Genomic DNA, 24,585 nt, shown 5'->3' with positions numbered 1-24,585 from the left:
CTTTTGTTTTTACGCGCGGGTGCGCGTGTAGTTGTTCCGTCTGTTGTATTTTCCCACGTTTGTGCCCGCTGGTTAAACCGGGTGGTGGGCCACCATGTTTTCGCTTGAGGCAACCTCGCCTAAGTGGCGTTGTTTCAGTGCCTGCCGGGCTCGTTCGCGGTCGTCTAGAAAGATGGTGTTGGTGCCGATGGTTTGGATGGTTTCGTGGCCGCGCCCGGCGATCACGACTGTGTCGGCCGGCTTGGCGTGGGTAACTGCGTAGTCAATGGCGGCTGCGCGTTCCATGCCTTCCCAGATATGTGAGGCGCGTCCCTCTTTGTCGGTAAAGCCGGCGAGCACTTCGGCGCGGATGGTCGCGGGGTCCTCTCCGTACACGTCGTCGTCAGTAACGATTATTGTGTCTGCGGCTGCTTGCGCTGCTTGGGCCATGAGGGGGCGTTTTCCGCGGTCGCGTTCCCCGGTGGCTCCAAACAGGAGCCATAGGTGCCCCGGGGTCACGGGGTCAAGGGTGCGGCATGCGGCGGTTAACGCGTCTGCGGTGTGCGCGAAGTCTACGATCACCAGTGGGGTGTGCTCGTCTCGGTGCGCGATCACTTCCATGCGTCCGGGGACTTGCGGGGTATTGCTGATTGCTTCCGCCACTTGCTGGGCAACATGCGTGGAAGCATGCGTACCCGCTGCGTCCGCTGCTGCCGGCTTTGTTGCGTCCGATGGTGCTGGCGCCGCTGCCCCACTCTCGCCGACTACTTGGGTGGCCGCGGCGAGCGCGACAGTCGCGTTTTGCACGTTAATATTCCCGGGTAGGGGGCAGTGCATGTGGATGCGCTCGCCCGCGTGGCTGACAACCACATCGGTGCCCGCACTGCTGGTATCCGCACGCGTTTCCTCCACGCTCCACCCACTGTTCGTGCCATTGCTATCCGGCTGCGTTAGTACCGTTTCGAACGGCACTTCGCAGCGGCGCGCTAGCTTTTTCCCCCAGGGGTCGTCGATGCAGATAACTGCCCGCCGCGCGAGCTGCTGTGTGAACAGAGCAGCTTTGGCCTCAAAATAAGCTTCCATGGTGTGGTGGAAATCCAAATGGTCGCGCTGCAAATTCAAGAACCCAACGGTGTCGAATCGCAGCCCTTGCACGCGGTGAAGGGTAAGTGCATGCGATGACACTTCCATTACCGCTGCCTGCGCGCCATGTTCCAACGCCCACGCCAACACGCGGTGCAAGACGGGCGCTTCCAGCGAAGTTCGGGCCGACGGCACGTGCACGCCCGCTAGGCTCACTCCCACGGTTCCCAGTAGCAGGGTCGTCAACCCTTGGGATTGCAGGGCGTGGCGGACAAAATGCGTGGTGGTAGTTTTCCCGTTTGTTCCCGTAATTCCCACCATTATCAATTTGCTTGAGGGATGCCCGTAAACCTGTGCGGCGGCGTCGCCAGCAAAAACGCGAGGGTTAGCAACCTGTAGTACGCCCGCGTCTAGGTCGGCGATCAGTTCGACTCCGCGCGCGTCAGTTGCCACCGCCACCGCGCCGCGTTCGAGTGCCTGCTGGGCGAACTCCGCCCCGTGGTGTTTCGCCCCGGGCACGGCGACGAACAGGTCACCGGGCTGCACATCAGTTGAATCTAGCGTCACCCCGGTTACGGCTGGGCCAGAGCGGATCACACGCCCCCCGAGCGCGTCGATCGGTTTTGGCTGGACCGCTGTGGGTCGCAGCTGTTCTAGTTCCACTGTTCCTCCCATTTCCCCTGGATTGCCACAACCGTGTTTCGACTACGGTTTTGTGGGGTAGAGCGTCGGCGAGTCACTTGAAGAAGGCACCCCGAGGCTACGCACTGATTCTACGACTACATCGTGGAACAGTGGGCCAGCCGTATCCGTTGCGAACTTACCGGTGGACGGCCGGTAGAGCACCACGGAGACCGCGATTGAGGGTTTTTGTGCGGGCACGAGCCCCACGATAGATCCGGCGATTCCCGAGTGGGAGCCGTTGGTGAACAGTTCCGCAGTCCCGGTTTTAGCCGCAATATTGTAGCCGTCCACTTTGAACCAGTGACCCGTGCCCTCTTCGTCCGACAGTGTGGATTCCAGCATGGTCGTAAGCATCTGCGAGGTTTTCTGGTCGATCGCTTGGCGCGGCTTACTCGCTTCGGTTGGATGGTACGAGCCGTCCGCATCGGTCCACCCGTCAATCAGGCGTGGCGGTAGGTACACGCCGCCGTTACCAACCGCGGCCATCATCGACACCTGCTGCAGCTGTGTCATCGAGTATCCCTGTCCGAACATGGTGGTGTAGCGCAGGCGCCGGTCCCAGTCTTTGGGGTTGCGGAGAATGCCCGCGGATTCGCCGGGCAGGGGCACGTCGGTGGCTTGTCCCAATCCCATTTTTTTGAACGTGTCAAAGCGCTCGGCGTCAGTTACCCGCTGGCCAACCTGCACGGTACCGGTGTTGGAAGATTCCGCAAGCACCCCGGTTGTGGTGCGCGTGTATTGTTCGTGTTCGTGTGAGTCGATGAACTCTTCCCCATCGGCCGTCGTGTACTTGTAGGGTACTTGAATGGGAGTTAGCGGAGTTATTCTCCCTTGCTCCAGCGCGGTCGCGAACGTAAGGATCTTCCCCACTGACCCGGGTTCGATTGGGGATTGCACAATCCGCGAAGTTTGCGGTTTAGTGGTGATTTCTTTATTTCCCGAGTCGGCAAGTACCAGCACTTTCCCGCTGGACACCTCGGTAATCACCACCCCACCCCATTCAGCTCCGGTTTTTTCCACGGTTTTGTTGAGGATCTCTTCCACTGAATGTTGCAGGTCCGCCCTTAGGGTGGTGTGCAGGGTTTTGCCGTTCACCGCGGGTTTGGTCTCGCTTTTCCCTCCGGGAATTACCTCCCCGGTTGGTCCGTACTCGTTTTCCAGCATCCCCGGTTTGCCTTTGAGCTGTTTATCTTGGGTTAGTTCTAACCCCGAGTTGCCTTCGCCTTGCGCGTCAATGGATCCGATTACGGATGCGGCAGTGGAACCGTTCGGGTACACGCGCTGGTACGATGGTTCCCATTCGATGCCGTAGAGGTTGAGTTTACGCACTGCCCGCCACGTTTCCGTGGGAACGTCTTTCTTGAGGTACTGGTAGGTCGAGTCGCCCACGAGTTTCCCCCCGAGTTCAGCCTCATCCATTCCGAGCACGGGTGCTAGCTGCTGCGCAACTGCTGCCGGCCCGATGCCTACGACCTGCATTTTGCCGTCCTTATCTTTACGCATCACTTTCGCTTCTTTTACGTGCCGTTGGTTGACGGCGATGTGGTAGGTTTCGAGCGATGTGGCGAGTGGGGAGCCAGATGCGTCGACGATGTCTCCGCGGCGCGCTTCTAGCGTGGACGTGTGCAAGCGGATTCTTTGGCCTTGTGCAGCGAGTTCTGGGCCGCGCACTATTTGGAGGTTAATTAGCTGCAGAGCGATCGCGACGAGTCCCACCAGGAAGATCGTGAGGATCCAGAACGGAGCCGGTTTGCTCCGAACGTATTGCCGCAGTTTCAAATCGCTCCTTCCACGTTAATGCGCGTTTACTTTCGGGTTTTCTAGCAATGGTTTCTTGAGGTAGGTACGGGCCAGCTGGCGCTAGTCCTTGTCTTCAGCATTCTCGGCTGCCGGGGTACCGCCCTCAACTTTACCGGTTGAGAGCGTGACGTAACCGGTGGGGCCGGCGTGGACCATCCCGTTTTTCGCCGCCTGCTTTTCTAACTCCCCCGCGGACGACACCACTTGAAGCCGGTGCTGCAGGGAGTCTTTCGTTTCGTTCAACTGCACCAGTTCCGTGCGCATGTCGCGCAGTTCATATGCAGTCGACGCCATTTGAGTGCGGATGTACAGGTGGAAGGCAAACACGGCGACCAGCACCACTACGATCGCGATGATCACCGGGTAGGCACTGCGGGGGGCGGCGTGGCCTTCGATGACGCGCAGCACGGGGCGGGTGGATTCGCGTTTGGGCACACCGGGACGAGTGGTTTGCCGTAGCGCCGCTGTGTTGCTCATCGGTTACTCCTATTGGTTGGGTCGAAAGGGTGTAGCACTTCAGCAGCCCGTAGCCGAACGGATGCTGAGCGCGGATTGTCTTGAATGTCTTGTTCGCTTGCTTTGATCACTTTGTGGGTGATTTCCCGCAAGTGCGGTTCAGTTCCCGGGGGGATGAACGGAAGGTCGGCAGGGACCTGCGCGCTAGCGCCCTGGCGGATCACGTGCTTCACGATCCGGTCTTCGAGCGACTGATAGGCCTCAACCACCAGGCGGCCCCCCACTCGAATACAACTCAGTGCCCGTGGGAGGGCTTGTTCTAAAATGTGGAGCTCGTCGTTTACCGCTATCCGCAGGGCTTGGAACGAGCGTTTCGCCGGGTTACCACCCTTGCGTCGTGCTGGCGCGGGAATCGCGTTTCGGATCAGTTCCGTTAGCTGATCCGAGGTGGTTACTGGCTCAGTTTCACGGACATGCACAATGGCGCGGGCGATGCGGGAGGCGAATCGCTCCTCCCCGTATACGCGCAGTATCCGGGCGATTTCCCGTTCACTTTCTTCGGCAAGTAGTTGCGCTGCGGTGCGGCCACCACTTTGATCCATCCGCATATCGAGCACGCTCGACCGGGCGTACGTGAAGCCGCGCTGTTCGTTATCTAACTGCAGTGACGACACTCCCAGATCCATTAGGATCCCGTCCACCGCCTGCACCCCTAGTTCAGACAGGACCCGAGGGATTTCGTCGTACGTAGCGTGGACCCCACGGAATCGGTCTTTGAAGCCTTCCAATCGTTTAGTCGCTAGCGCAAGCGCTTCTTGGTCGCGGTCAATTCCGATGAGGCGCAGGTTGGGGAACCGAGTTAACGCACCTTCGGCGTGCCCACCCATACCTAGGGTTGCGTCGACAAGAACTGGTTCGGGGCCTTGTAGTGCGGGCGAGAGTAGGTCCAGGCATGCTTGCAAAAGCACCGGTTGGTGTAGGTTAGCGATCCGGTCGCGTTCGCTCAATGCTCCTCCTCCGTGGTGGAAAGTGGAGGGCTCTAACCCGCATGGGACTCCCACCGGTTCCGCCGCCGGGGAAGTGGCTTCGGATCAGTCGGTAGAAGACCTATGCGCGTTAGAACATTCCAGGGATTATTTCGTCCGCAGTGTTAGAGAAAGTTTCTTCTTGGACGGCGAGGTAGTTGTTCCAGTGCTCCGCATCCCAAATCTCCACGCGGGTGCCCGTACCGATGACCGCGAGGTCTCGGCTCAGGTCTGCGTAGGTTCGCAGTTGCGGTGCGATGGTGATTCTTCCCTGTTTGTCGAGGGTTTCATCCGTTGCTCCGGACAGCATCACGCGAATGTAGTCGCGCGCCTGTTTTGACGTCAGAGGGGCCTGACGGAGCTGGTTGAACATGTTCTCGAACTCGGCTTTGGGGAAGGCGTACAAGCACCTGTCTTGTCCGCGGGTGATTACCACCCCGTCTTCCAACTGGCTGCGAAACTTTGCGGGTAAGATGACGCGTCCCTTGGTGTCGAGCTTTGGCTCGTAGGTGCCTAGGAACACGACTGCTCACCCCCTCATGTCATTTCGCAGCCCACTTCAACTAACACTGTCCCCACTCTACTCCACTTTCCACCACTATTGGCTAGCAACGCGCGTATTGCTTTCACAGAGCCTCATGATTACAAGGAAAAGTCGTAGTAAACGCGGTGGAGGGAATTGTGTCACTTTTTGTCAAAGCGAGCCGCGAGCGCACTTGTGACAGTGCAGGAGGTAGTCAATGACCGCAAATAGAAGCGCCCGCGGACAGCTGCGTGATTGGCAGGCACATTCCGCGCTCCACGCGCGTTTCCCGAATGTGCTGTAACGAAAGTCGGATGCACTGTGACAAAAGCCAGATGCCCTGCGACAAGAGTCATACGTGCTGTAACGAAAGTGAAGGCGGCCCTATTGCCGAAGGGTTTACGAAAGGGTGGGGACGCCAGCAGCTACTAGGGTGCCACAGCGGGCGGGGCCGTCTGGGGCGCGGTCGATGATCCAGTGGGTTGCGGGCGCACCACCAACTGCGCGCACCCGCTGCCTTTCTTCGTCCGTCACCAGATTCTCAGCAGCGGCGAGCACGGTCGGCATGTGCCCAACCACCACGATCTGCGGGTCGGTGAAACTCGTGACTAAACGGCAGAGGTCATCCTCATCACCGTAGTAGATCTCGTTCATCACAATCGGCTCTACCCCGAGCTCCACCGCCAGAATCTGCGCACTCTGCTGCGCGCGTGCAGCCGGCGAAGTCAGTAGCAACGGCTCGGAAACATAGCGGGCAATGTGCCGTGCAGCGAAACCAGCCTGCTGCATCCCCATGGTCGTCAACGGGCGCCCCAGGTCGTGATACCCCCAGTTCGCTTCCCCATGACGCATAAGTACAACCCGCATACCCTCAGGCTACGTGAAAAGCCCCTTCTTTGAACAGATTGAAGCACGCCCGCGCCTTGGTATCCGACCAATCCGGGGTGATAATGGGCGGTGTGACAAATACGGATCCTGATTATTCCCCTGCCCGCCTCCTGCGCGAAGCCGCTTTGCGGTCCCCAGAACGCACGTCCATTACATACATTGAGGTAGGGGCATGCGAACGGCAATACTCGGTGGCCCAATCGCAAAAGCATGCCCTTCAACTCGTATCCCTGCTGCGCCGCAGGGGCGTTCAAACTGGTGACCGCGTCCTCGTGTGGGGCCCTAACTCCGCGTGGCACCTGTGGACCTACATCGCGTGCGCGCACCTTGGGGCAATAGTAGTTCCCGTGCAAGAGCATTTAACTAGCGCAGAAATCCAAGCGCTAGTGCATCACTGCGAGCCACGCGTCGCAATTGTGGGGCTGGCGCAGGCGGAAAGAGGCGGATTGCAAAACGCGATCACGTATGCGGAACTGGAGCAGACAATAGATGCCGAACCGGTGGATCAGGCGCCGCCCGTTCCATGCCCCGCGGGAACCATGGGGGCGATTATTTACACCTCTGGCACCACCGCCCACCCTAAAGGCGTGACTTTGACGCACGACCAACTGTGGTGGGGCTGCCGGAACTTCCGGGACGTGTTCGAATACTCTTCGGCAACTGTGCACGCAGTGGTGGCTCCCCTGTCGCACATTGGTGGTTTCAACGGTGCAACCACCGACATTTTTGCCAACGGCGGGCACGTGGTGATTATCGACCACTTCACTCCCCGCGCCGTTTTGGATGCGCTCGAGGAGCACAGAGTACAAATGATGTTCGCTGTTCCCACCATGTATCAGGCTCTACTCAACGACAGTGCGTGGCGGCCCCTACCGGATTTCACCCGGCCTCTCACCGGCGGAGCTCCCCTTCCGTCCGCATTAGCGCAGCAACTATTGGACCGTCAACTAGACGTCATCAACGTGTGGGGAATGACGGAGCAGTCCGCTTCCGGTACGTGTATGCGCGCGTCCACCGCGGTCCGCCGCGGTGACCTGACCGGTAGCGGAACCGCGTTCCCGTATACGCGCGTGCGGGTGGCACGCGCAGTTGACCCAGATTCCGGCACCATTGAATGGGCGGATCCCGGTGAGGACGGGGAACTATTGTGCTCTGGCCCCTCGATAACCAGCGGGTATTGGCGCGATCGCGAACTGACCCGCACCACAATCGTCAACGACTGGCTGCGAACCGGTGACTGGGGACGTCAGGATCAAGACGGGTTCGTCACGTTCCTTGGCCGCGTGGTCGACACGATCAACACCGGAGGTGAGAAAGTGCTCCCCACGCCCATTGCTGAGGTCATCTCTACCCACCCGGCTGTGCGTGACTGCGTGGTGGTTGGCGTGCCGGACCCTAAGTGGGGGCAGGCCGTGGGCGCGGTGCTAGTGCTCAACGACGGGGCGAAAGCACCTAGCTTGCAAGAGATACGCCGTTACGCCGGGCAGTATTTGGCACGGTATAAACTTCCGCACTACCTGGCGGTCACAAACCAGTTCCCAACCAACGCAAACGGCAAACCATCGCACCGCGCCCTAGTAGAACTGCTAACCCAATAGCGTGTTTTCGCGCGCCCAGTAGCCTGCTTTAACCAGTTCGCTAGCTCATGCGGGCGAGTACGGATTCGGCTTCCTGTCGGGCCTGCGCCGGTTTCTCCTCGGCAAGGTGGGCGTAGATCGGGGGGATTTCCCGCCCGAGGTGGCGCATCGCCTGCACCCACAGTTTGCCCGACCGGTACGAAGAGCGAACCAGTGGCCCGGACATGCAGCCGGCAAACCCCATGTCGTACGCAAGATTACGCAGACGCAAAAACTCTTGCGGTTTAACCCACCGGTCAATCGGATGGTGCAGTTTAGATGGCCGCAAGTACTGCGTAATGGTGAGGATGTCACAGCCCGCGTCCAGCAGGTCCCGCATCGCCGATTCCACTTCTTCCGTGGTCTCTCCCATTCCTAGAATGAGGTTCGACTTAGTCACCAGCCCCGCTTCTTTTGCCGACTGGATAACGGACAGGGAGCGGTCGAAGCGGAATGCCGGGCGGATTTTCTTGAAGATTCGCGGCACGGTTTCGAGGTTGTGTGCGAAAACTTGAGGATCAGATTCGAACACTTGCTCCAGTGCTTGCGGATCACCTTTGAAATCATCCACCAGCAGTTCCACACCCGTACCTGGGGATTGCGCGTGGATTTGCCGAGCAGTCTCTGCGTACAGCCAGGAAGCCCCATCCTGCCGATCATCACGAGCCACCCCCGTCACCGTCACGTAGCGCAGCCCCAGGGACGCAACGGAGGCACCGAGCCGGCGAGGTTCATCCTCGTCAAATTCCGTGGGCCTACCGGTTGCAATGTCACAAAAGTCGCAGCGCCGCGTACAGATCGCACCACCAATGAGGAAGGATGCTTCCCGATCTTCCCAACATTCGTAAATGTTCGGGCAGTTCGCTTCCGCACACACCGTGTGTAACCCACCTGAGTGCACGCGTTGGCGCACATCTTGATACCCGGGTCCGGTAGAAACCGTGGTTTTTAACCAACCGGGTTTTTGCTCGATCGGGGTTTGCGAATTCCGCGCTTCAATGCGCAGCAGTTTCCTACCTTCAGGTTTAGGCAGAGTAGACACTTCAGTGAGCTCCTTCGCTTATCGTTTCGAGCCTTATCGTTTCGAGCAGGGGATCAAGTTTTTCTCGCAGTTTCTTCACGAGGGCAACCCGCACTTCATCCACTGTGGCGCTCACGCCCTCAGCTTTCAAAGAAGTGACCCCCATGCCAACCAGGCCGCAGGGAATGATACCGGTGAACGCGTTACTAAAATCGGGGTCAATGTTGAACGCCACGCCGTGCATAGTGGTGTCGCGCGCAACTTTGAGGCCGATCGCGCAGATTTTCCGGTCGGGGTCACGCAGCCAAGCCCCCGCTTTCCCCTCAATGGTGGTGGCAGGAATGTTCCACGTGTCTTGCGCTGCCTCAATCACAGCGGCTTCAACTGCGCGGATGTATTTGATGCGGTCTGCGGGCGGCGCTAGTTTCACAATCGGGTAGATCACGAGTTGACCGGGCCCGTGCCACGTGACGGAACCACCCCGGTCGATGCGCACTACCGGCAGGTCGGAGTTCAGAATATCTTCTGGTTTCGTCTGTCTCCCCGCGGTGTATGTGGCCTCAAACTGGGCGACGATCAGGGTATGGTCGCGTTCTCCAGCTGCTACTTGTTCAAAAACTTCACGTTGAATCCGGTCCCCCTCCATGTATGGAATGGGCCCGCGATCCAGTAGATTTAACTCCTGCACCCCTCCATGATAACGAGTACGCACAAAAACCGCGTCTTCGCATGGGTCTAAGGTCCGCACTTGTGTTTGTGTTGTGAGCGGTTACTCTAATCAACGTGAGTAACGACGAGTATGTACACGTGTGTTCCGCCCGGCAGTGCACGGAACCAGCCGCGTGGGCTGTGATTTGGCGCAATCCAAAAATCCACTATGGCCGCGAAAAAACGTGGTTGGCCTGCGAAGGGCATCGGGATTTCTTAGCTGAGTTCGTTGCCCTGCGGGAGTTCCCTTACCGCGTGGTCCCGATCAGCGAGATTGGACCTGCTGCCGGCCCTTCCGCGAAACCGGTGGATCGCCGCTCTCTGTGAACCCACCGTCCTCATAGGCTTACCGCAGCCCCTCCGAATCCACCGGCCCACCTGTGAGCCCACTATGGTCCCTGTATGGTCCCTGTGACTCCAGCGCGGTTAGGTAAGGGTGACGAGTTCGAGGTATGAATCGTCCCACAGGTCCTCATCCCCGTCTGGGAGTAAGAGGACCCGGTCGGGGTTGAGGGCCCGCACCGCTCCTTCGTCGTGAGTCACGAGCACAACGGCGCCTTCATAGGTCCTCAGTGCGTTCAGGATTTCTTCCCTGGACGCGGGGTCGAGGTTGTTGGTGGGTTCATCCAGCAAAAGCACGTTCGCGGACGACGCCACGAGCACCGCGAGCGCCAGCCGGGTTTGTTCACCGCCGGAGAGTACGCGGGCGGGTTTGTCGACGTCATCGCCGGAGAACAGGAATTGTCCCAGCACGTTCCGCACGTGGGTGTCATCCAGTGTGGGGGCTGCGTCAGTCATATTTTCGAGCACTGTCTTGTCGCCTTGCAGGGTTTCGTGTTCTTGTGCGTAGTACCCCAGTTTGAGGCCGTGGCCAGGGTTCACACTGCCGGTATCTGCTTCGAGTTTGCCTGCGAGGATGCGTAGGAGTGTGGTTTTACCCGCCCCGTTGAGGCCCAGGACCACAACTTTTGATCCGCGGTCGATCGCGAGGTCAACGCCGGCGAACACTTCGAGCGAACCGTAGGTTTTAGTTAATCCCGTGGCGGTGAGGGGAACGCGTCCGCACGGTGCGGGTTCTGGGAAGCGCAGGCGAGCAACTTTTTCGGGGGCACGCGCGGGTTCCACGGATTGTTCTAGTTCGTCTGCGCGCCGCAGCATCTGTTGTGCCGCCACGGCTTTAGTGGCTTTTGCCCGCATTTTTTCGCCTTGTGCGCGCAATGTTTGAGCTTTGCGTAACGCGTTTGCCCGTTCTTTCCGGCGCCGGTGTTCGTCGTCTGCGCGTTGTTTGAGGTAGGCATCCCACCCCATGTTGTACACGTCCAGTTGGGCTCTGTCTGCATCCAGGTGGTATACGTGGTTCACGGTTTCTTGGAGTAGTTCGACGTCGTGGCTGATGACCATGAAGCCGCCCGGGTAGGTGCGCAGAAAGTCGCGTAGCCAGATTAGGGAGTCGTGATCGAGGTGGTTGGTGGGTTCGTCAAGTAGCAGCACGTCTGCTTCTGCGAATAGGGCGCGGGCAAGTTCAGCGCGCCGCCGTTGCCCGCCCGAGAGGGTGCGTAGAGGTTGGTCGAGCATTTTTTCGTCCACCCCCAGGGCAGCGGCCATTTGAGCGGCCTGCGCGTTTGCGGCCCATCCGCCTGCGTTGGTGAACTCTTGGTCTAACCGCACGTATCGTTCCATGGCTTTGGTTTGCCGCGCGCCTGTGGAACGTGCCATTTGTTGTTCGGCCTTGCGGATCCGCCGGATGGTTTCGTCGATGCCGCGTACCGACAGAATACGTTCTCGCACCGTTTGTTCCGGGTCACCTACGCGGGTTTCTTGCGGGAGGTAGCCGATGGTGCCTCGCCTGGTAACTTGCCCTGCGAACTCGGCTTGTCCGTGGTCTTCTTCTCCGGCCAGCATGCGCATGGTGGTGGTTTTCCCAGCGCCGTTGCGCCCTACCATGCCAATCCTCATGCCTTTGTCGATCCGGAAGTTAGCGCCGTCGATGAGGGTGCGTGCGCCGATGCGCACATTCAAGTTGACCACGTTAATCACGTGATCAGTATAGTAATTTAGGTTCGTGGAACAATTCTTCGATTCGCCGGTAAGGCCCACGCGCCTGTATGACTTCATAGCGGTAGCGTTTGTTGCGCTGTTACTGCTTTCTAATATTGCTGCTACCAAGCTGATTGCGTTCGACTTGGGGTTTTGGAAACCGATTTTTGATGGTGGCGCGGTTTTGTTTCCCCTGACCTACATTCTGGGGGATGTGCTTTCTGAGGTTTATGGGTTCGCTAAGGCCCGCCGCGTTATTGCGTGGGGGTTTGGGTTCTCTATTTTGGCATCGCTAACGTTCTGGCTGGTGGGGATCGCTCCTCCGGGGCCGGGGTATGAGAACCAGGCCGCGTTTGTGGCTGTGTTGGGTTTCGTTCCGCGGATTGTGGCGGCGTCGATCGCTGGGTATTTAGCGGGTCAGTTGTTAAACGCCTGGGTGCTGGTGAAGATTAAGCAGCGGTGGGGTTCGAAGCATATGTGGGCCCGTTTAATTGGTTCCACGGTGGTTGGTGAGTTCGCAGACACCCTCATTTTCTGCACGATCGCGTTCTATGGGATTATTACGGGCGCAGATTTTTTGAACTACCTTTTGGTTGGGTATTTTTACAAAGTTGGGGTTGAGGTCGTGTGCTTGCCCCTCACGTATCCAACGATCGCGGTGGTAAAACGCGTGGAAACTAGTTTTGCAAAACGCGTGGACGCGAGTTCTACCTCACGCTTGGACGCGAGGGACGCGAAGCTCGTGGACTCGAGTGGTGCCGCTGGTATTGCAAAGCACGTTGCAAAGTAATTAGGGGGTGCATCGTGGATCGGATTAGTCGTAGTCAAATTGATAGTCAGCGAGGATTCGTTGTCCAACAGCGTCTAGAGGCACGGTCAAATATCGCGGTGAATGCTGCAGGCCGTCCACTCGGTAGGGCTGGGGTTCTTACTACTGCGCACGGAGTTATTCGCACGCCTGCTTTTATCCCCGTGGGTACGCTCGCCACCGTCAAGGGGGTGCTTCCCGAACAGATGGCTGAGTTGGGGGCGCAGGCGCTGTTGGCGAATGCGTATCACTTGTATTTGCAGCCCGGTGATGAGTTGGTTGCGCAAGCTGGTGGTGTGGGGGCGTTCATGAATTGGCCGGGCCCGACATTCACGGACTCGGGTGGGTTTCAAGTACTGTCGCTCGGGTCTGGTTATAAGAAGGTCCTGTCAGAGGAGTTCTCTGGACGCGAACCAACCAGTGAGGAGGCAGCGTTTGAGGCTGTGCGGCGCAACCGCGCAGTAGTTGATGAGGACGGCGTGGTGTTCCGTTCGCACCGAGATGGGTCCAGGCACCGGTTTAACCCAGAGGTTTCACTGTCTATTCAACATAATTTGGGTGCGGACATCATGTTCGCATTCGACGAGTTGACGTCGCTGCGTCACCCGCGTTCATATCAGGAGGAGTCGCTGGAGCGCACACACCGGTGGGCGCAGCGGTCGTTGGATCAGCATTGGCGGCTCACGCTGGAGCAGCCCGAAAAGCCGTATCAACAGTTGTTTGGGGTGTTGCAGGGGGCGCAGTACGAGGATTTGCGCCGCCACGCAGCCCGCACGCTAGCAGCGATGACGAGCCATGGTGAAGGCTTCGACGGGTTTGGCCTGGGCGGTGCTTTGGAGAAAGAGAACTTGGGACGCATTGTGGGGTGGATGACTTCGGAGTTACCGGAAGATAAACCGCGGCACCTGCTGGGCATTTCTGAGCCGGATGATTTTTTCCGCGCAATCGAAGCAGGCGCAGACACGTTTGATTGCGTAAATCCCTCCCGTGTGGCGCGTAACGCCGCGATCTATACGCGCGATGGGCGTTTCAATGTAACTAACGCCTCGTGCCGCACGGATTTCAGCCCCCTCGATTCAACTTGCGGATGCTACACGTGTGCGCACTACACCCGCGCTTACATCCGGCACTTGTTTAAGGCACACGAGATGCTTGGCCCTATTCTGGCGACAATCCACAACGAGTACTTCACAGTTAACTTGGTGGAGCGGATTCGCAAATCCATCTTGGATGGCACCTACGCAGAGTTCAAAGAAGACACTTTAGGCCGCTTCTACGGCGCTCGCACGCAGTAGAAGCTCGGCTGTGTTTTCTTGCTTTCATGTTTCCGTTAAACTTTAGACCGTAAAATTCCACTCCCACAATCACTCAATGCTGTTATTTCGTTGGACACGAGGCCAACTGCAGTGAGTTCGGAACACTGTTCTGATGCTTCGAGTAAACGATTCGTCGCATTGCACCCGCGTTGAGTTAGTGATTACGAGACCGAAGAAGAAACGAGGCTTATGCTTTACCTTCCCCGTTCCACCCCATCGACTCCCGCTGCTTACAATCAAGTGGGGGCCGGGCCGGATCGTCGTTGGTGGCGGCCGCTGCTTGGCCTGGCTTTAGGGATTGCTCTTTTCGCGGTCTCTTCCATACTGGTGGCTTTGGTCGCTGCTATTGCGAACCCGAATATGTTTTCGACTTTTACAAACGGTGACATCAACCTGACGAATCCGTCAGAGATGATCTACATGATGACGTCCCTGATCATTTTGATTCCGTGTGTAATCGTGGCCACGATTGTTGGGTTACGGATTCGTCCCGGGTACTTGTTTTCAGTAGCTGGCCGGATTCGGTGGCGTTGGCTACTTACCTGCGTGTCAATTTGTTTGGTGGTGCAGGTGCCGTTCATTGTGGGGTCCGCTGTCTTATTTGAGGACGTGGAGTGGCACCCCGCTAAGACGCTGGTCTTGTCGCTAGTACTAGCCCTCGTGCTGTCGCCGCTACAGAGCGCTGCTGAAGAAGTTACTTTCCGCGGGTACTTACTGCAGCTGGTGGGTGCGTGGATCCCTAATCGGGTGGTCGCGTTTGTGATGGCAACAGTTTTGTCCGCCATAGTGTTCGCGTTGGCGCATGGTTCTTTAGATCCCGGGGTGTTAGCTACGCTTGCAGCTATGGCAGCTTTCAACTGCTATTTGACGCAACGCACTGGTGGTTTAGAAGCTGCGATTGCGCAGCATGCTGGTAATAACACCGTCATTTTCACTATGGAAGTGTTTGCTGGGCAAACGAACTCAATTATTGGTGAGGAAACCACGCAAGGACTTATTCCCACTCTGTTTGCTATTGGTGTGGATCTGCTGATTATGGTGCTAATTCTATGGGCGTTTAGGCATTCCAAACTCTCCGCCTTTACGGACCCGTCGAACCGCCCCCAGCCAACACTGGATTACTTGTACACGCGCTATCAAAAAGGTGAGTTCATAGACGAATTCTCCCATCTGTATCCCCCACAGGTCCCAGAGAAGGCCGCCAGTAATTAGCAAGTTTAGGAGGCAGCCAAAAGGCACAGAGATAAATTCCCCCTAGCGTACGTGTATTCCATTAGGCACTCTATTCACATAACCAATTGGTAAACATGCATTCTCAGCTTAACCTATTGACACGTTTTTTTTGGCTTGATACCGTTCTCAATATCAGCCCTCTTAATCAAGGAAGATTTTGTCGGAAAGCCTAGTGGAAGGAACTCCAATGCGGAAAAGAAGACTCATAGGTATCGCACTAACACTTCCTTTGCCGCTACTTGTAGCCGTGCCGGCTATTAGCGCAAACTACGTTTCAGCAAACGGATGCGATGCGACTCTACAGAAGAGTTGGACCGGCCAGAGCAATGTGATCGCTGCATGTGGAAATACGATTGGTGGAAATGCCCATCAGGCGCGAGGTGCCATTGATTGTACGAGTGCCCCTGACCGGTATACATCATGGATAAAAGCCAATGGTAGAGCGTCGTCTGGATATTGTGCATTCGGTGCTCGCGGCGTAAGTTTAGAGTTCAAGTAGCACTATGTTGCGTGTGGAGTCGCTGGGGATTGCGCTTGGGAAAGGACGGACGCGTCGACAAATTCTCAAATCCGTTTCATTTACAGCAGCTGAAGGTAGTATCACCTGCATAATGGGAAAATCAGGCGCTGGTAAAACCACATTACTGAACCTATTAGCCATGGAAACGACTCCAGATACCGGCAAAATATGCTGGAATAATGCGTCGTACGGAACGCTATCCAAATCGCAACGGAATCATTTTCGACTCCACGGCATATCACGAGTTTTTCAGAATTATTCGCTTATAGAATCACTCACAGCTGCAGAAAACATTATGCTCATAGGCGAGTTACAAGGACAGAGAAAACAAGCGTGCAACGAACAAACCGAATACGCACTCAAAACACTGGGCATGCTCGATGTGAGAAACTCGTTCCCAAGTCAAATGAGTGGCGGCGAACAGCAAAGAACCGCCATCGCACGGGCTCTGGTATCACAAGCTAACTTAGTCTTAGCCGACGAACCTACCGGAGCATTAGACTCGAAAATGAGTCGACAAGTGTGCAAGTCACTTCGTATACTAGCAGAGCGTGGGAAAACCGTTGTTCTCGTGACCCACGATCACGACGTTGCCCAAACAAGCGACACTATCTTAACCATCAGGGATGGTAAACTCTCATGAACCACGTCGGATCTGTCGCAGCACTTTGCCGTAAACTCGCAACCAGAAGCAGGCACAGTAAGCTACAGATTCTACTAGTCGTATTACTTGTTTGTTTGCCTTCCACAGTATCGATATGGCAGGCAACCACAGAATACACAGAGGCTGAACGTGGTACCCAACTAATGGGCAACGCGGATTACATAATTAGAAGCAGCAAAACAATCGAGTCAGTCGATACCGTCAACAAAACAACCCAAGAGATAAAGTCTTACATCCACCACGGCCACCTCGTGCCTCGAATCTTTGTGGAAAGCAAACTAAAAACAGCTTCCAGCTCGCATCATCTCAACGCATCCGTATTTCCTCTAAGCTCCCCCACCGTCACCGGTATATATCACGTGAAGTGGGCTCCCAAGCTTTCCAAAACCCAGCCTTCCGTCTTACTTTCTACAACCACGCTTAAAAGGCTCGGGCTGGACCACGCGCACACTACCGCGCCCCAACAAGTAGAGTTATTTGGAGAATCCTGGCGAGTAGGTGGGACCTACACTCAACCCGCCAACCCCGGCGCCGAGGAACTTCTAATAAACGCGAGCAATCCTGCAAACTTACCCCACAATATTACGGTTACAGGAGCCGCATGGTACTTGGAGGGAAGCGCTGATCTGGATGCGCTCGCAACGCAGGGCTACGACGTCATGAGTCGTTCAGACGCAGTCTCTAACAGCACGTTCCCATCTGTGGTTGAAAGATTCGTACCATGGGTTTTAACCATCCTGTGCGTCATGATTTACGCCATGCTGGTTCTTGGGTTCAACCGCGAAGATCGCATCCAGTGGAGTGTGCTTTCAAAACTCGGGTTGGGCCCCATGCAAGTAAGGTCGGTGGCAACGCTAACTCTACTGCTACGACTTTTCATAGCAGGAGCTACTGGATTCCTATTTTCATTGGGTTTCGGATGGTGTCTAACCCGGTTAACTCAACATATGACAGGCATGGAATATGGGGAACTGACCGTAGATTGGCCAGTCGAGCTCACCGTGTTCTTTCTATACGTCTTAGTTAGTTTACTCCCAGCTGCCCTAATCAACTTCAAAAAGAAACAGATTCGAAGCAACCAAACAACCATTTGTAAGACAGCTTCGTGGTGGCCCAAGCTGACTGTTAGGGAATTTCTAAATGCTCCCGATCGGTCCGTAGTGGGATTAGCCTCCGTTTGTGCTCTAGTACTTGCAGCACTAACAGCAACGACTGTCCTGCAAGCACTGACAAACAGGTTGGAACTACTGGAAAAATACCCCTCGTTCGCACCTGGCTGGGCAAGAGTAGAGCTGGGAACGCACAGCCTCACGCGCGCTCAAATAGATAGTTTGTCCAAACAGCTTAACGCGTCAATTAGTACCCTCGCATGGGCGTCTCTTCCCGGCCAAGAAGGTGAAAACAACACGTTAGCTATCGACACTGACGCATTCCGCTGCGTACAAAAAGCATACCTAAAATCTATAGAAACGAAAGTATTTGATACCAAAACGTGTGCTCTGCAAGCAAAAGACATGCGCTCTAGCCCCACCATAGCGATTATGGATTCTAAGAATGCACAGGTCTACCTCGACCGAGAGTTTACCAGTGAAGAACGCACCGATTACTCCAGGAAAATATTTTGTGTGGATATGCACTGCCCAAAGCAGGTCACCATCACATCATTGGACCCGCATCTGAAAGTAGGCCCGGTTCCGACGCACAATTTAACCAACATTCCAACGCGAGGTTTAGGCTTTCCAGCTGTCATTATTTCACCAGAATTCGCTAATAAACATAGTATTGAACAAAACGGGAGCCCGCCTTTAACTGATGGCACTCTATTTCGCTCCAACAGCCAAGACAAGTCTGTAGTTATTCACTCCGATTCTAACGAAACCCTTTCTTCATTAGGAGCGCGAGCTGACATTGCACTACGCAACTTAGGTGTCTCCCCTAATGTCCCGCAAGCAGGAGAAGAAGTGGAGAAAAGCGCCGCTAACCTCTTATTGCTACTAAATGTCGGAGTTGGGTTCTTACTAACGGTACTCGTGGGGTGCGTAGTCTCCATCTGGAACGCGCGCCGCAGTCACACTCTAAAACTCCTTCAAATCCTTGGGGCTAGCAAACGCGCACTAGAACTGCGAACACGGTGCACAAACACGGTGGCTCTACTCGCTCCCACATTAGTTGGAGTGCTCGTCGGAACGCTTCTAGGATGGGGCTTCTTGAAAAGCCAACAGATGGATGCTTTGTTCTCAATTCCCCTTTCCGCTCTACTGTTCCCCATTCTCATCTGCGCAGTTGGACTCGTGTTCCCAACCGGCTTCGTAGCAAACGGGAATCACCGCCAGATTACCTAGCACACACATCAGCTACGCAGAGCATCAGAAGGCTCCACTTTCGCAGCCCGCCTGATCGCCACCAACCCACCTATAACGCCGACCACTATCCCACAAATAATCCCCACGGGTGGAAGCCTCAAATCAAACACAGGTTGCCACCCCCTGAATATTGTTACGCCCAGCACCACCAGCAAAGCCGCATACGCACGTCCAATTGTCCTCATGTGAACAAGAAAAAGCTCCGCTGGGTCAACCCAGCGGAGCAGAGAAAATGAAACGCAGTTAAACGTTGAAACCTAAAGCGCGCAACTGCTCTCGCCCATCATCCGTAATCCGATCAGGTCCCCAGGGTGGCATCCACACCCAATTGATTGCTGTACCAGAAGCCACATCGGCCAGCATCATTTGTGCCTGGTTCTCAATCACATCTGTAAGCGGGCAAGCTGCCGAGGTCAGCGTCATATCGATGTCCACAAAGTTGTCCTTATCCACGGCAATACCGTACACAAGACCCAGATCAACAATGTTTATCCCCAACTCAGGGTCAATCACGTCTTTCAGTGCTTCCTCCACGTCATCAGCTGATAACGTTCCCTCAGAAGACTTATCCCAACCATCCAACCGTTCCGGTTCCACCGGTGCGAACCGCTGCTCCACCGGCTCCGGATTAGCCATCGGGTTATCCATCCTGCCCCTCCTCAACAATATTCACACCAGTCTTAGCCAACGCGTCCTTCAACGCATACCAGCCAAGCAACGCGCACTTAATCCGATTCGGGAACTGCGAAGTCCCCTCCAACGCAGCCCCATCCTCCAAATGGTCCAAAAGCTGCTCATCCACACCCCGATTACGCGAATGCATCATCGTTTCAAAATCCCGGTACAGAGAACCAATCTCCTCCACCGACTTACCATCAATCAAATCCGTCATAATCGACAAAGACGCCTGCGAAATAGAACAACCGTCACCATTCCACACCATGCGCTCAAGCTCACCATCAGCCACATCAACAGCCACCGTGACCTCATCCCCACACGTCGGATTCACCTGATACGACGTGGCAGACGGGTTCTGCGGCAAATCACCAAACCCATTGCGTTCCCGCGAGTGATCCAAAATCACCTGCTGATACAAAGTCTGCAAATCATCCACAACCGCTTAACCTCCTACGAAAAACTCGCGAACACCCCGCAGCGCACGCACCAACCGATCCACTTCAGCAGGCGTAGTCGTTAACGACGCAGAAGCCCGCGTAGAAGACCGCACCCCAAAGAACGTATGCAACGGAATCGCACAATGATGCCCCACCCGAACCGCTACAGAAGCACCATCCAAAAACTGGCCCACATCGTGCGGATGCACCCCATCCAACGCAAAAGAAACCACTCCAATGCGCCCAGCAGGGTCCTGCGGGCCTAGGATACGCACTCCATCGACTCCCCGCACACCTTCAAGAAGCTGCGCAGTAATCTGATCCTCATACGCGGCAATCCGATCCATCCCCACCTCACGCAAGAACTTCACGGCCCGTGCCCACCCCACAGCCTGAGCCACAGGTTGCGAACCTGCCTCAAACCGTGCCGGCGGATCCTGGTAAATCGCCTGCTCCATCGTCACAGTCGCGATCATCGAACCACCGGTGAGCACCGGCGGCATCTGCTCCAACAAATCCGCCCGCCCCCACAACGCACCAACTCCCGTCGGTCCGCACATCTTATGGGACGAAAAACAAGCAAAATCCACGCCCAGCTGCTGCACATCAATCGGCATGTGCGCGGACGACTGCGTGGTGTCTAGCACCACCAACGCACCCACCGCGCGAGCTGCCTCAACGATCTGCTTAACTGGCGAAATCGCGCCCGTCACATTAGACACGTGCGTAAACGCAACGACCTTCGTGTTCTTCGTTATAGCGTCCAAAGTCGCCAAGTCGATCCGCCCTTGCTCATCCAAATCCAGATAAGCAAACTCAGCACCCGTCTTCCGGCACAGCTCCTGCCAGGGAATCAGGTTCGCATGGTGCTCACTGCGGGTCGTCACCACCCGGTCACCCGGCCCCAACTTGAACGGCCCATCGAGGTTCTCCGCAGTTGCATTAGAGAACGCGTACGCCACTAAGTTCAACGCTTCCGTGGCGTTCTTCGTCCACACCAACTCGTCGGGCTGCGCCCCCACAAACGCCGCAACCGTCTCGCGCGCATCCTCAAACGCCTGAGTGGACTCGTCCCCCAACAGGTGAGTGCCCCGATTCACCGCCGCATTCGTGTGCTCATAAAACTGCGCTTCAGCATCAATCACACACTGTGGTTTCTGCGCGGTAGCAGACGAATCCAAATACGCAATCGGATCCCCAGAGCGGCCAGGGCGTGAAAGTATCGGAAACTGGTGGCGCAACGCCTCCACTTCCTGCACGCTCAACGCCCCGGAGTTCAGCTCTTCCATCAATACTTACGCTTTCTGGTAGCGGTCGTAACCTTCTTCTTCCAACCGATCCGCAAGATCCGGACCGCCCTGATCCGCGATCCGACCATCCACGAACACGTGCACAAAGTCAGGTTTGATGTACTTCAAAATCCGCGTGTAGTGCGTCACCAAAATCACGCCCATGTTCGTCTTCTCGTGCGCGCGGTTCACACCCTCAGACACAACCCTGAGCGCGTCCACGTCCAGGCCCGAATCGGTCTCATCCAAAATCGCCATCGACGGTTTCAACAGCTCCATCTGCAGGATCTCTAAACGCTTCTTCTCCCCACCGGAGAACCCCACGTTCACATCGCGCTGCGCAAACTGCGGATCCATCCGCAGGTTGTGCATCGCCTCGTTCACCTCTTTAACCCAAGACCGCAGCTTCGGGGCCTCCCCCTGAATCGCGGTTTTAGCGGTGCGCAAGAAGTTCGAAACCGTAACCCCCATAACCTCAACGGGGTACTGCATCGCCAGGAACATGCCCGCGTGAGCACGCTCATCCGGCGTCATCTCTAGCACATCTTCGCCATCCAACGTCACCGAACCGGAATCGATAATGTACTTCGGGTGACCGGCCAGCGCATACGCGAGGGTGGACTTACCCGACCCGTTCGGTCCCATGATCGCGTGAATCTCCCCGGAATTCACCGTGAGGTTCACGCCCTTCAAAATGTTCTTCGTGCCCTCCGGCGTTTCCACACTCACGTGTAGGTCTTTAATATCAAGCGTTGTCATCAGAATCCTTCTACTTCTCTTAAACGTCTACGCAAACTGTTGGCAAGGTTGGGTCCCTGCGCCGCAGCCCTATTTATCGAAAACTAAAGAGCCGCCGCGTTGCAGTTCCTCTTCCACGGACTCCATCAGGTGATCCTGGATGGCAGGCACCCCGATCTCGTTGATTAGTTCCGCAAAGAATCCGCGCACCACCAGGCGGCGCGCCTCCATCTCCGGCACCCCGCGGCTCATCAGGTAGAACAGCTGTTCATCGTCAAACCGGCCGGTTGCCGAGGCGTGTCCCGCACCTTCGATCTCACCGTTTTCAATCTCGAGGTTCGGCACCGAATCCGCTTTCGGCCCTTGCGTCAACACCAGGTTGCGGTTCAGTTCGTACGTATCCGTTCCGTCCGCATCCTCTCCGATGAGGCAATCGCCCACCCAAACGGAATGCGCATCCTCACCCTGCAACGCGCCCTTGTAGGTGACGCGCGAGTAGCAGTCTGGTTGCGTATGTGCAATGTAGGGGCGGTGCTCCAAGTGCTGGCCTTCGTCGACGTAGTACAGTCCGTACAGTTCGATTCGCCCACGTGGAGCCGCGAACTCCGTGTCTGTACAGATGCGCACCATGTCGCCACCGAAAGAAATGACGATGTGGCGCAGCTCCGTTTCTTTCCCCGCGCGGAGGCGGTGGTTTGACGCGTGGATCGCGTCGCGATCCCATTCCTGCAATGTCACGACCGTGAGTTTAGCGCCATCTTGCGCGTCCACTTCCACAGTTTGGTTCAGCTTGCCACTTCCAGAATGTGAAAGCACCACCACCGCTTCAGAACCGGTGTGAGCGCGCACATAGATCCGTTGGCTCTGCAGGCCGTCAGTGCCCGCAGTGGACACCATTATGGGCTCATCAATTTTCGAGTCTGCTGGGATCTCAATGAGGTTCGTCTCGCGTGCCGCAGCCCACGAAACTACTCCGGTGCGGTCCCCGGGCGCCAACACGGGCGCGACCCTGTCGTCGTCCATGCCCACAACCTCGAACGTCGCGTTGCCCGCGAGCGTTACGTCTACCGGGCAGTTAACCGCCGAGTAATCCTTGGGTTCGAACAGTGCGTCAATGCGACGCAGAGGGGTGAAACGCCAATCTTCAGCGTGCCGCGTTGGCACTGGGATATCCGCGGGGTCGAATGAGGTCGGCCGATCCGCCCTGGAGGAATACGTGTGTTGCGTACCTTCTCCGTGACTGTGTTTACGTGCCATCGTATCGGCTATCGTCATCCGACAGATCCTTCCATTTGCAACTCGATTAGACGGTTTAACTCCAACGCGTATTCCATCGGCAACTCACGCGCGATCGGCTCCACGAAACCACGCACAATCATGGCCATCGCTTCCGTTTCTTCCAGGCCGCGGCTCATCAGGTAGAACAACTGGTCTTCACTGACTTTAGACACAGTGGCTTCGTGGCCCATCTCCACGTCGTCCGTGCGCACATCCACGTACGGGTATGTGTCGGAACGCGAAATCTTGTCTACCAGCAAGGCGTCGCACAGCACGTTGGACTTCGAATGCGTCGCGCGTTTGTGTACTTCCACCAGACCGCGGTATGACGATCGGCCGCCTCCGCGGGCCACCGATTTTGCGACAATCGAAGAGGAAGTGTGCGGCGCCATGTGAATCATCTTCGCACCCGTGTCTTGGTGCTGACCTTCCCCGGCGAAACCAATCGACAGTGTTTCCCCACGCGCGTGCTCACCCATCAGGTAGCACGCCGGGTACTTCATGGTCACTGAGGAACCGATGTTGCCATCGACCCACTCCATGGATCCGCCCTCTTCAACCATTGCACGCTGCGTCACTAGGTTGAGGACGTTGTTGGACCAGTTCTGAATGGTCGTGTACCGAACGCGCGCGTCTTTCGCCACGAAAATCTCCACAATCGCGGCGTGCAACGAGTTCGTGTCATAAATCGGTGCTGTGCACCCCTCAACGTAGTGCACATACGAGCCCTCATCGGCAATAATGAGGGTGCGTTCGAACTGTCCCATCGCCTCCGTATTAATCCGGAAATAAGCCTGCAGCGGAATCTCCACGTGAACCCCCGGTGGGACGTAAACGAAGGAACCACCCGACCATGCCGCCGTGTTCAAAGCCGCGAACTTATTGTCCCCCGCTGGAATCGATTTACCGAAGTACTTCTCGAACAGCTCCGGGTACTTCTTCAGCCCCGTGTCGGTGTCGAGGAACACCACACCCTGACGCTCCAGGTCCTCTTGGATCTGCTGGTAAACCACTTCGGACTCGTACTGCGCCGCAACGCCTGCTACCAAGCGGTTGCGTTCTGCCTCAGGAATCCCCAATCGGTCGTACGTGTGCTTGATTTCATCTGGCAGATCATCCCAAGACTGCGCAACCCGATCCGTTGGCCGCACGTAGTACTTGAACTTGTCGTAATCGATATCATCAATTTTCGGGCCCCACTTAGGAATCGGTTTCCGCTGCCAAGCTTTAAACCCCTTGAGGCGGCGCTCCAGCATCCATTCGGGCTCACCTTTGATTTTAGAAATGTGGCGGACAAGCTCTTCCGTTAAACCACGCTGCGCGTCTTTACCGTACAGATCCGTGTCATGCCATCCATATTCGTAGGCACCGATTGAATCGATGATCTCTTCATCGGCCAGTTGCTTCTCGTTCTTCGCAACCGGAGATGTTGTAGACATAG

At 56.4% G+C, this 24,585-nt stretch carries 22 protein-coding genes; 7 read left to right on the top strand and 15 right to left on the bottom strand.

Annotated features, from left to right (window positions below; translation table 11 throughout):
* Positions 1–72 precede the first annotated feature (72 nt).
* The 6 genes from QS713_RS08465 to QS713_RS08440 all read right to left on the bottom strand — a co-directional run bounded on the left by QS713_RS08465 (position 73) and on the right by QS713_RS08440 (position 6,417).
* Complete coding sequence (locus tag QS713_RS08465; RefSeq protein WP_313274470.1) at positions 73–1,725, bottom strand: Mur ligase family protein; 1,653 nt, start codon at positions 1,723–1,725, stop codon at positions 73–75.
* Positions 1,726–1,767: 42 nt separating this feature from the next.
* Entirely contained in the window at positions 1,768–3,525 is a 1,758-nt protein-coding gene (locus QS713_RS08460; protein WP_313274467.1) for a peptidoglycan D,D-transpeptidase FtsI family protein, read from the bottom strand.
* Positions 3,526–3,606: 81 nt separating this feature from the next.
* Positions 3,607–4,023: a cell division protein FtsL gene (ftsL, locus tag QS713_RS08455; RefSeq protein WP_313274466.1), complete on the bottom strand. Its 417-nt coding sequence runs from the start codon at positions 4,021–4,023 to the stop codon at positions 3,607–3,609.
* A complete protein-coding gene (gene rsmH, locus QS713_RS08450) occupies positions 4,020–5,009 on the bottom strand; it encodes a 16S rRNA (cytosine(1402)-N(4))-methyltransferase RsmH (protein ID WP_313274464.1) in 990 nt (329 codons plus the stop codon). Before rsmH ends, ftsL begins: the two co-directional genes overlap by 4 nt.
* A 109-nt stretch (positions 5,010–5,118) precedes the next feature.
* Positions 5,119–5,550, bottom strand: a complete 432-nt coding sequence (mraZ, locus tag QS713_RS08445; protein ID WP_313274461.1) for a division/cell wall cluster transcriptional repressor MraZ — start codon at positions 5,548–5,550, stop codon at positions 5,119–5,121.
* Between the two features lie 399 nt (positions 5,551–5,949).
* Positions 5,950–6,417: a SixA phosphatase family protein gene (locus QS713_RS08440; protein WP_313274459.1), complete on the bottom strand. Its 468-nt coding sequence runs from the start codon at positions 6,415–6,417 to the stop codon at positions 5,950–5,952.
* A gap of 92 nt (positions 6,418–6,509) precedes the next feature.
* Between QS713_RS08440 and QS713_RS08435 the strand changes: the two genes are divergently transcribed.
* Positions 6,510–8,036 carry a class I adenylate-forming enzyme family protein gene (locus QS713_RS08435; protein WP_313274456.1) on the top strand — a complete coding sequence of 509 codons (1,527 nt, stop codon included), beginning with the start codon at positions 6,510–6,512 and terminating at the stop codon, positions 8,034–8,036.
* Between the two features lie 40 nt (positions 8,037–8,076).
* On the opposite strand, the gene lipA is transcribed toward QS713_RS08435, so the two are convergent.
* Both lipA and lipB read right to left on the bottom strand, forming a co-directional pair.
* A complete protein-coding gene (gene lipA / locus QS713_RS08430; protein ID WP_313274455.1) occupies positions 8,077–9,096 on the bottom strand; it encodes a lipoyl synthase in 1,020 nt (339 codons plus the stop codon).
* Position 9,097: 1 nt separating this feature from the next.
* Entirely contained in the window at positions 9,098–9,763 is a 666-nt protein-coding gene (gene lipB, locus QS713_RS08425) for a lipoyl(octanoyl) transferase LipB (protein ID WP_313274453.1), read from the bottom strand.
* 95 nt (positions 9,764–9,858) lie between these two features.
* On the opposite strand from lipB, the gene QS713_RS08420 reads away from it, so the two are divergent.
* Complete coding sequence (locus tag QS713_RS08420) at positions 9,859–10,110, top strand: hypothetical protein (protein WP_313274451.1); 252 nt, start codon at positions 9,859–9,861, stop codon at positions 10,108–10,110.
* A gap of 99 nt (positions 10,111–10,209) precedes the next feature.
* On the opposite strand, the gene QS713_RS08415 is transcribed toward QS713_RS08420, so the two are convergent.
* Positions 10,210–11,820 (bottom strand): ABC-F family ATP-binding cassette domain-containing protein, encoded by a 1,611-nt coding sequence (locus tag QS713_RS08415; protein ID WP_313274449.1) that lies wholly within the window; start codon positions 11,818–11,820, stop codon positions 10,210–10,212.
* A 25-nt stretch (positions 11,821–11,845) separates the two neighbouring features.
* Between QS713_RS08415 and QS713_RS08410 the strand changes: the two genes are divergently transcribed.
* The 5 genes from QS713_RS08410 to QS713_RS08390 all read left to right on the top strand — a co-directional run bounded on the left by QS713_RS08410 (position 11,846) and on the right by QS713_RS08390 (position 18,703).
* The gene (locus QS713_RS08410; protein WP_313274446.1) at positions 11,846–12,610 is read left to right on the top strand and encodes a queuosine precursor transporter; all 765 of its coding nucleotides are present in this window, start codon (positions 11,846–11,848) and stop codon (positions 12,608–12,610) included.
* 14 nt (positions 12,611–12,624) lie between these two features.
* The gene (gene tgt / locus QS713_RS08405) at positions 12,625–13,923 is read left to right on the top strand and encodes a tRNA guanosine(34) transglycosylase Tgt (RefSeq protein WP_313274444.1); all 1,299 of its coding nucleotides are present in this window, start codon (positions 12,625–12,627) and stop codon (positions 13,921–13,923) included.
* A 210-nt stretch (positions 13,924–14,133) separates the two neighbouring features.
* Positions 14,134–15,156, top strand: a complete 1,023-nt coding sequence (locus tag QS713_RS08400; protein ID WP_313274442.1) for a CPBP family intramembrane glutamic endopeptidase — start codon at positions 14,134–14,136, stop codon at positions 15,154–15,156.
* Between the two features lie 524 nt (positions 15,157–15,680).
* Positions 15,681–16,340, top strand: coding sequence for an ABC transporter ATP-binding protein (locus QS713_RS08395; RefSeq protein ID WP_313274440.1), 660 nt, complete (start codon positions 15,681–15,683; stop codon positions 16,338–16,340).
* Positions 16,341–16,504: 164 nt separating this feature from the next.
* A complete protein-coding gene (locus QS713_RS08390) occupies positions 16,505–18,703 on the top strand; it encodes an ABC transporter permease (protein ID WP_313274439.1) in 2,199 nt (732 codons plus the stop codon).
* A gap of 264 nt (positions 18,704–18,967) precedes the next feature.
* Here QS713_RS08390 and QS713_RS08385 read toward each other — a convergent pair whose 3' ends face one another.
* The 6 genes from QS713_RS08385 to sufB form a co-directional block, all read right to left on the bottom strand.
* Positions 18,968–19,372, bottom strand: a complete 405-nt coding sequence (locus tag QS713_RS08385) for a metal-sulfur cluster assembly factor (RefSeq protein ID WP_313274437.1) — start codon at positions 19,370–19,372, stop codon at positions 18,968–18,970.
* Positions 19,365–19,838 (bottom strand): Fe-S cluster assembly sulfur transfer protein SufU, encoded by a 474-nt coding sequence (sufU, locus tag QS713_RS08380; protein WP_313274435.1) that lies wholly within the window; start codon positions 19,836–19,838, stop codon positions 19,365–19,367. The genes QS713_RS08385 and sufU overlap by 8 nt, the downstream gene beginning before the upstream one ends.
* 6 nt (positions 19,839–19,844) lie before the next feature.
* Positions 19,845–21,128 (bottom strand): aminotransferase class V-fold PLP-dependent enzyme, encoded by a 1,284-nt coding sequence (locus QS713_RS08375; RefSeq protein WP_313274432.1) that lies wholly within the window; start codon positions 21,126–21,128, stop codon positions 19,845–19,847.
* 6 nt (positions 21,129–21,134) lie between these two features.
* Positions 21,135–21,887 (bottom strand): Fe-S cluster assembly ATPase SufC, encoded by a 753-nt coding sequence (gene sufC / locus QS713_RS08370; protein WP_313274429.1) that lies wholly within the window; start codon positions 21,885–21,887, stop codon positions 21,135–21,137.
* Positions 21,888–21,956: 69 nt separating this feature from the next.
* On the bottom strand, positions 21,957–23,141 hold the full coding sequence (sufD, locus tag QS713_RS08365) for a Fe-S cluster assembly protein SufD (RefSeq protein ID WP_313274427.1): 1,185 nt from the start codon (positions 23,139–23,141) through the stop codon (positions 21,957–21,959).
* Positions 23,138–24,583, bottom strand: a complete 1,446-nt coding sequence (sufB, locus tag QS713_RS08360; RefSeq protein ID WP_102215601.1) for a Fe-S cluster assembly protein SufB — start codon at positions 24,581–24,583, stop codon at positions 23,138–23,140. Before sufB ends, sufD begins: the two co-directional genes overlap by 4 nt.
* Between the last annotated feature and the right edge of the window lie 2 nt (positions 24,584–24,585).

The sequence above is a fragment of the Gleimia hominis genome, assembly GCF_032085515.1.
Lineage (GTDB): Bacteria > Actinomycetota > Actinomycetes > Actinomycetales > Actinomycetaceae > Gleimia > Gleimia hominis.
This window is presented reverse-complemented; position numbering and strand designations above follow the sequence as displayed.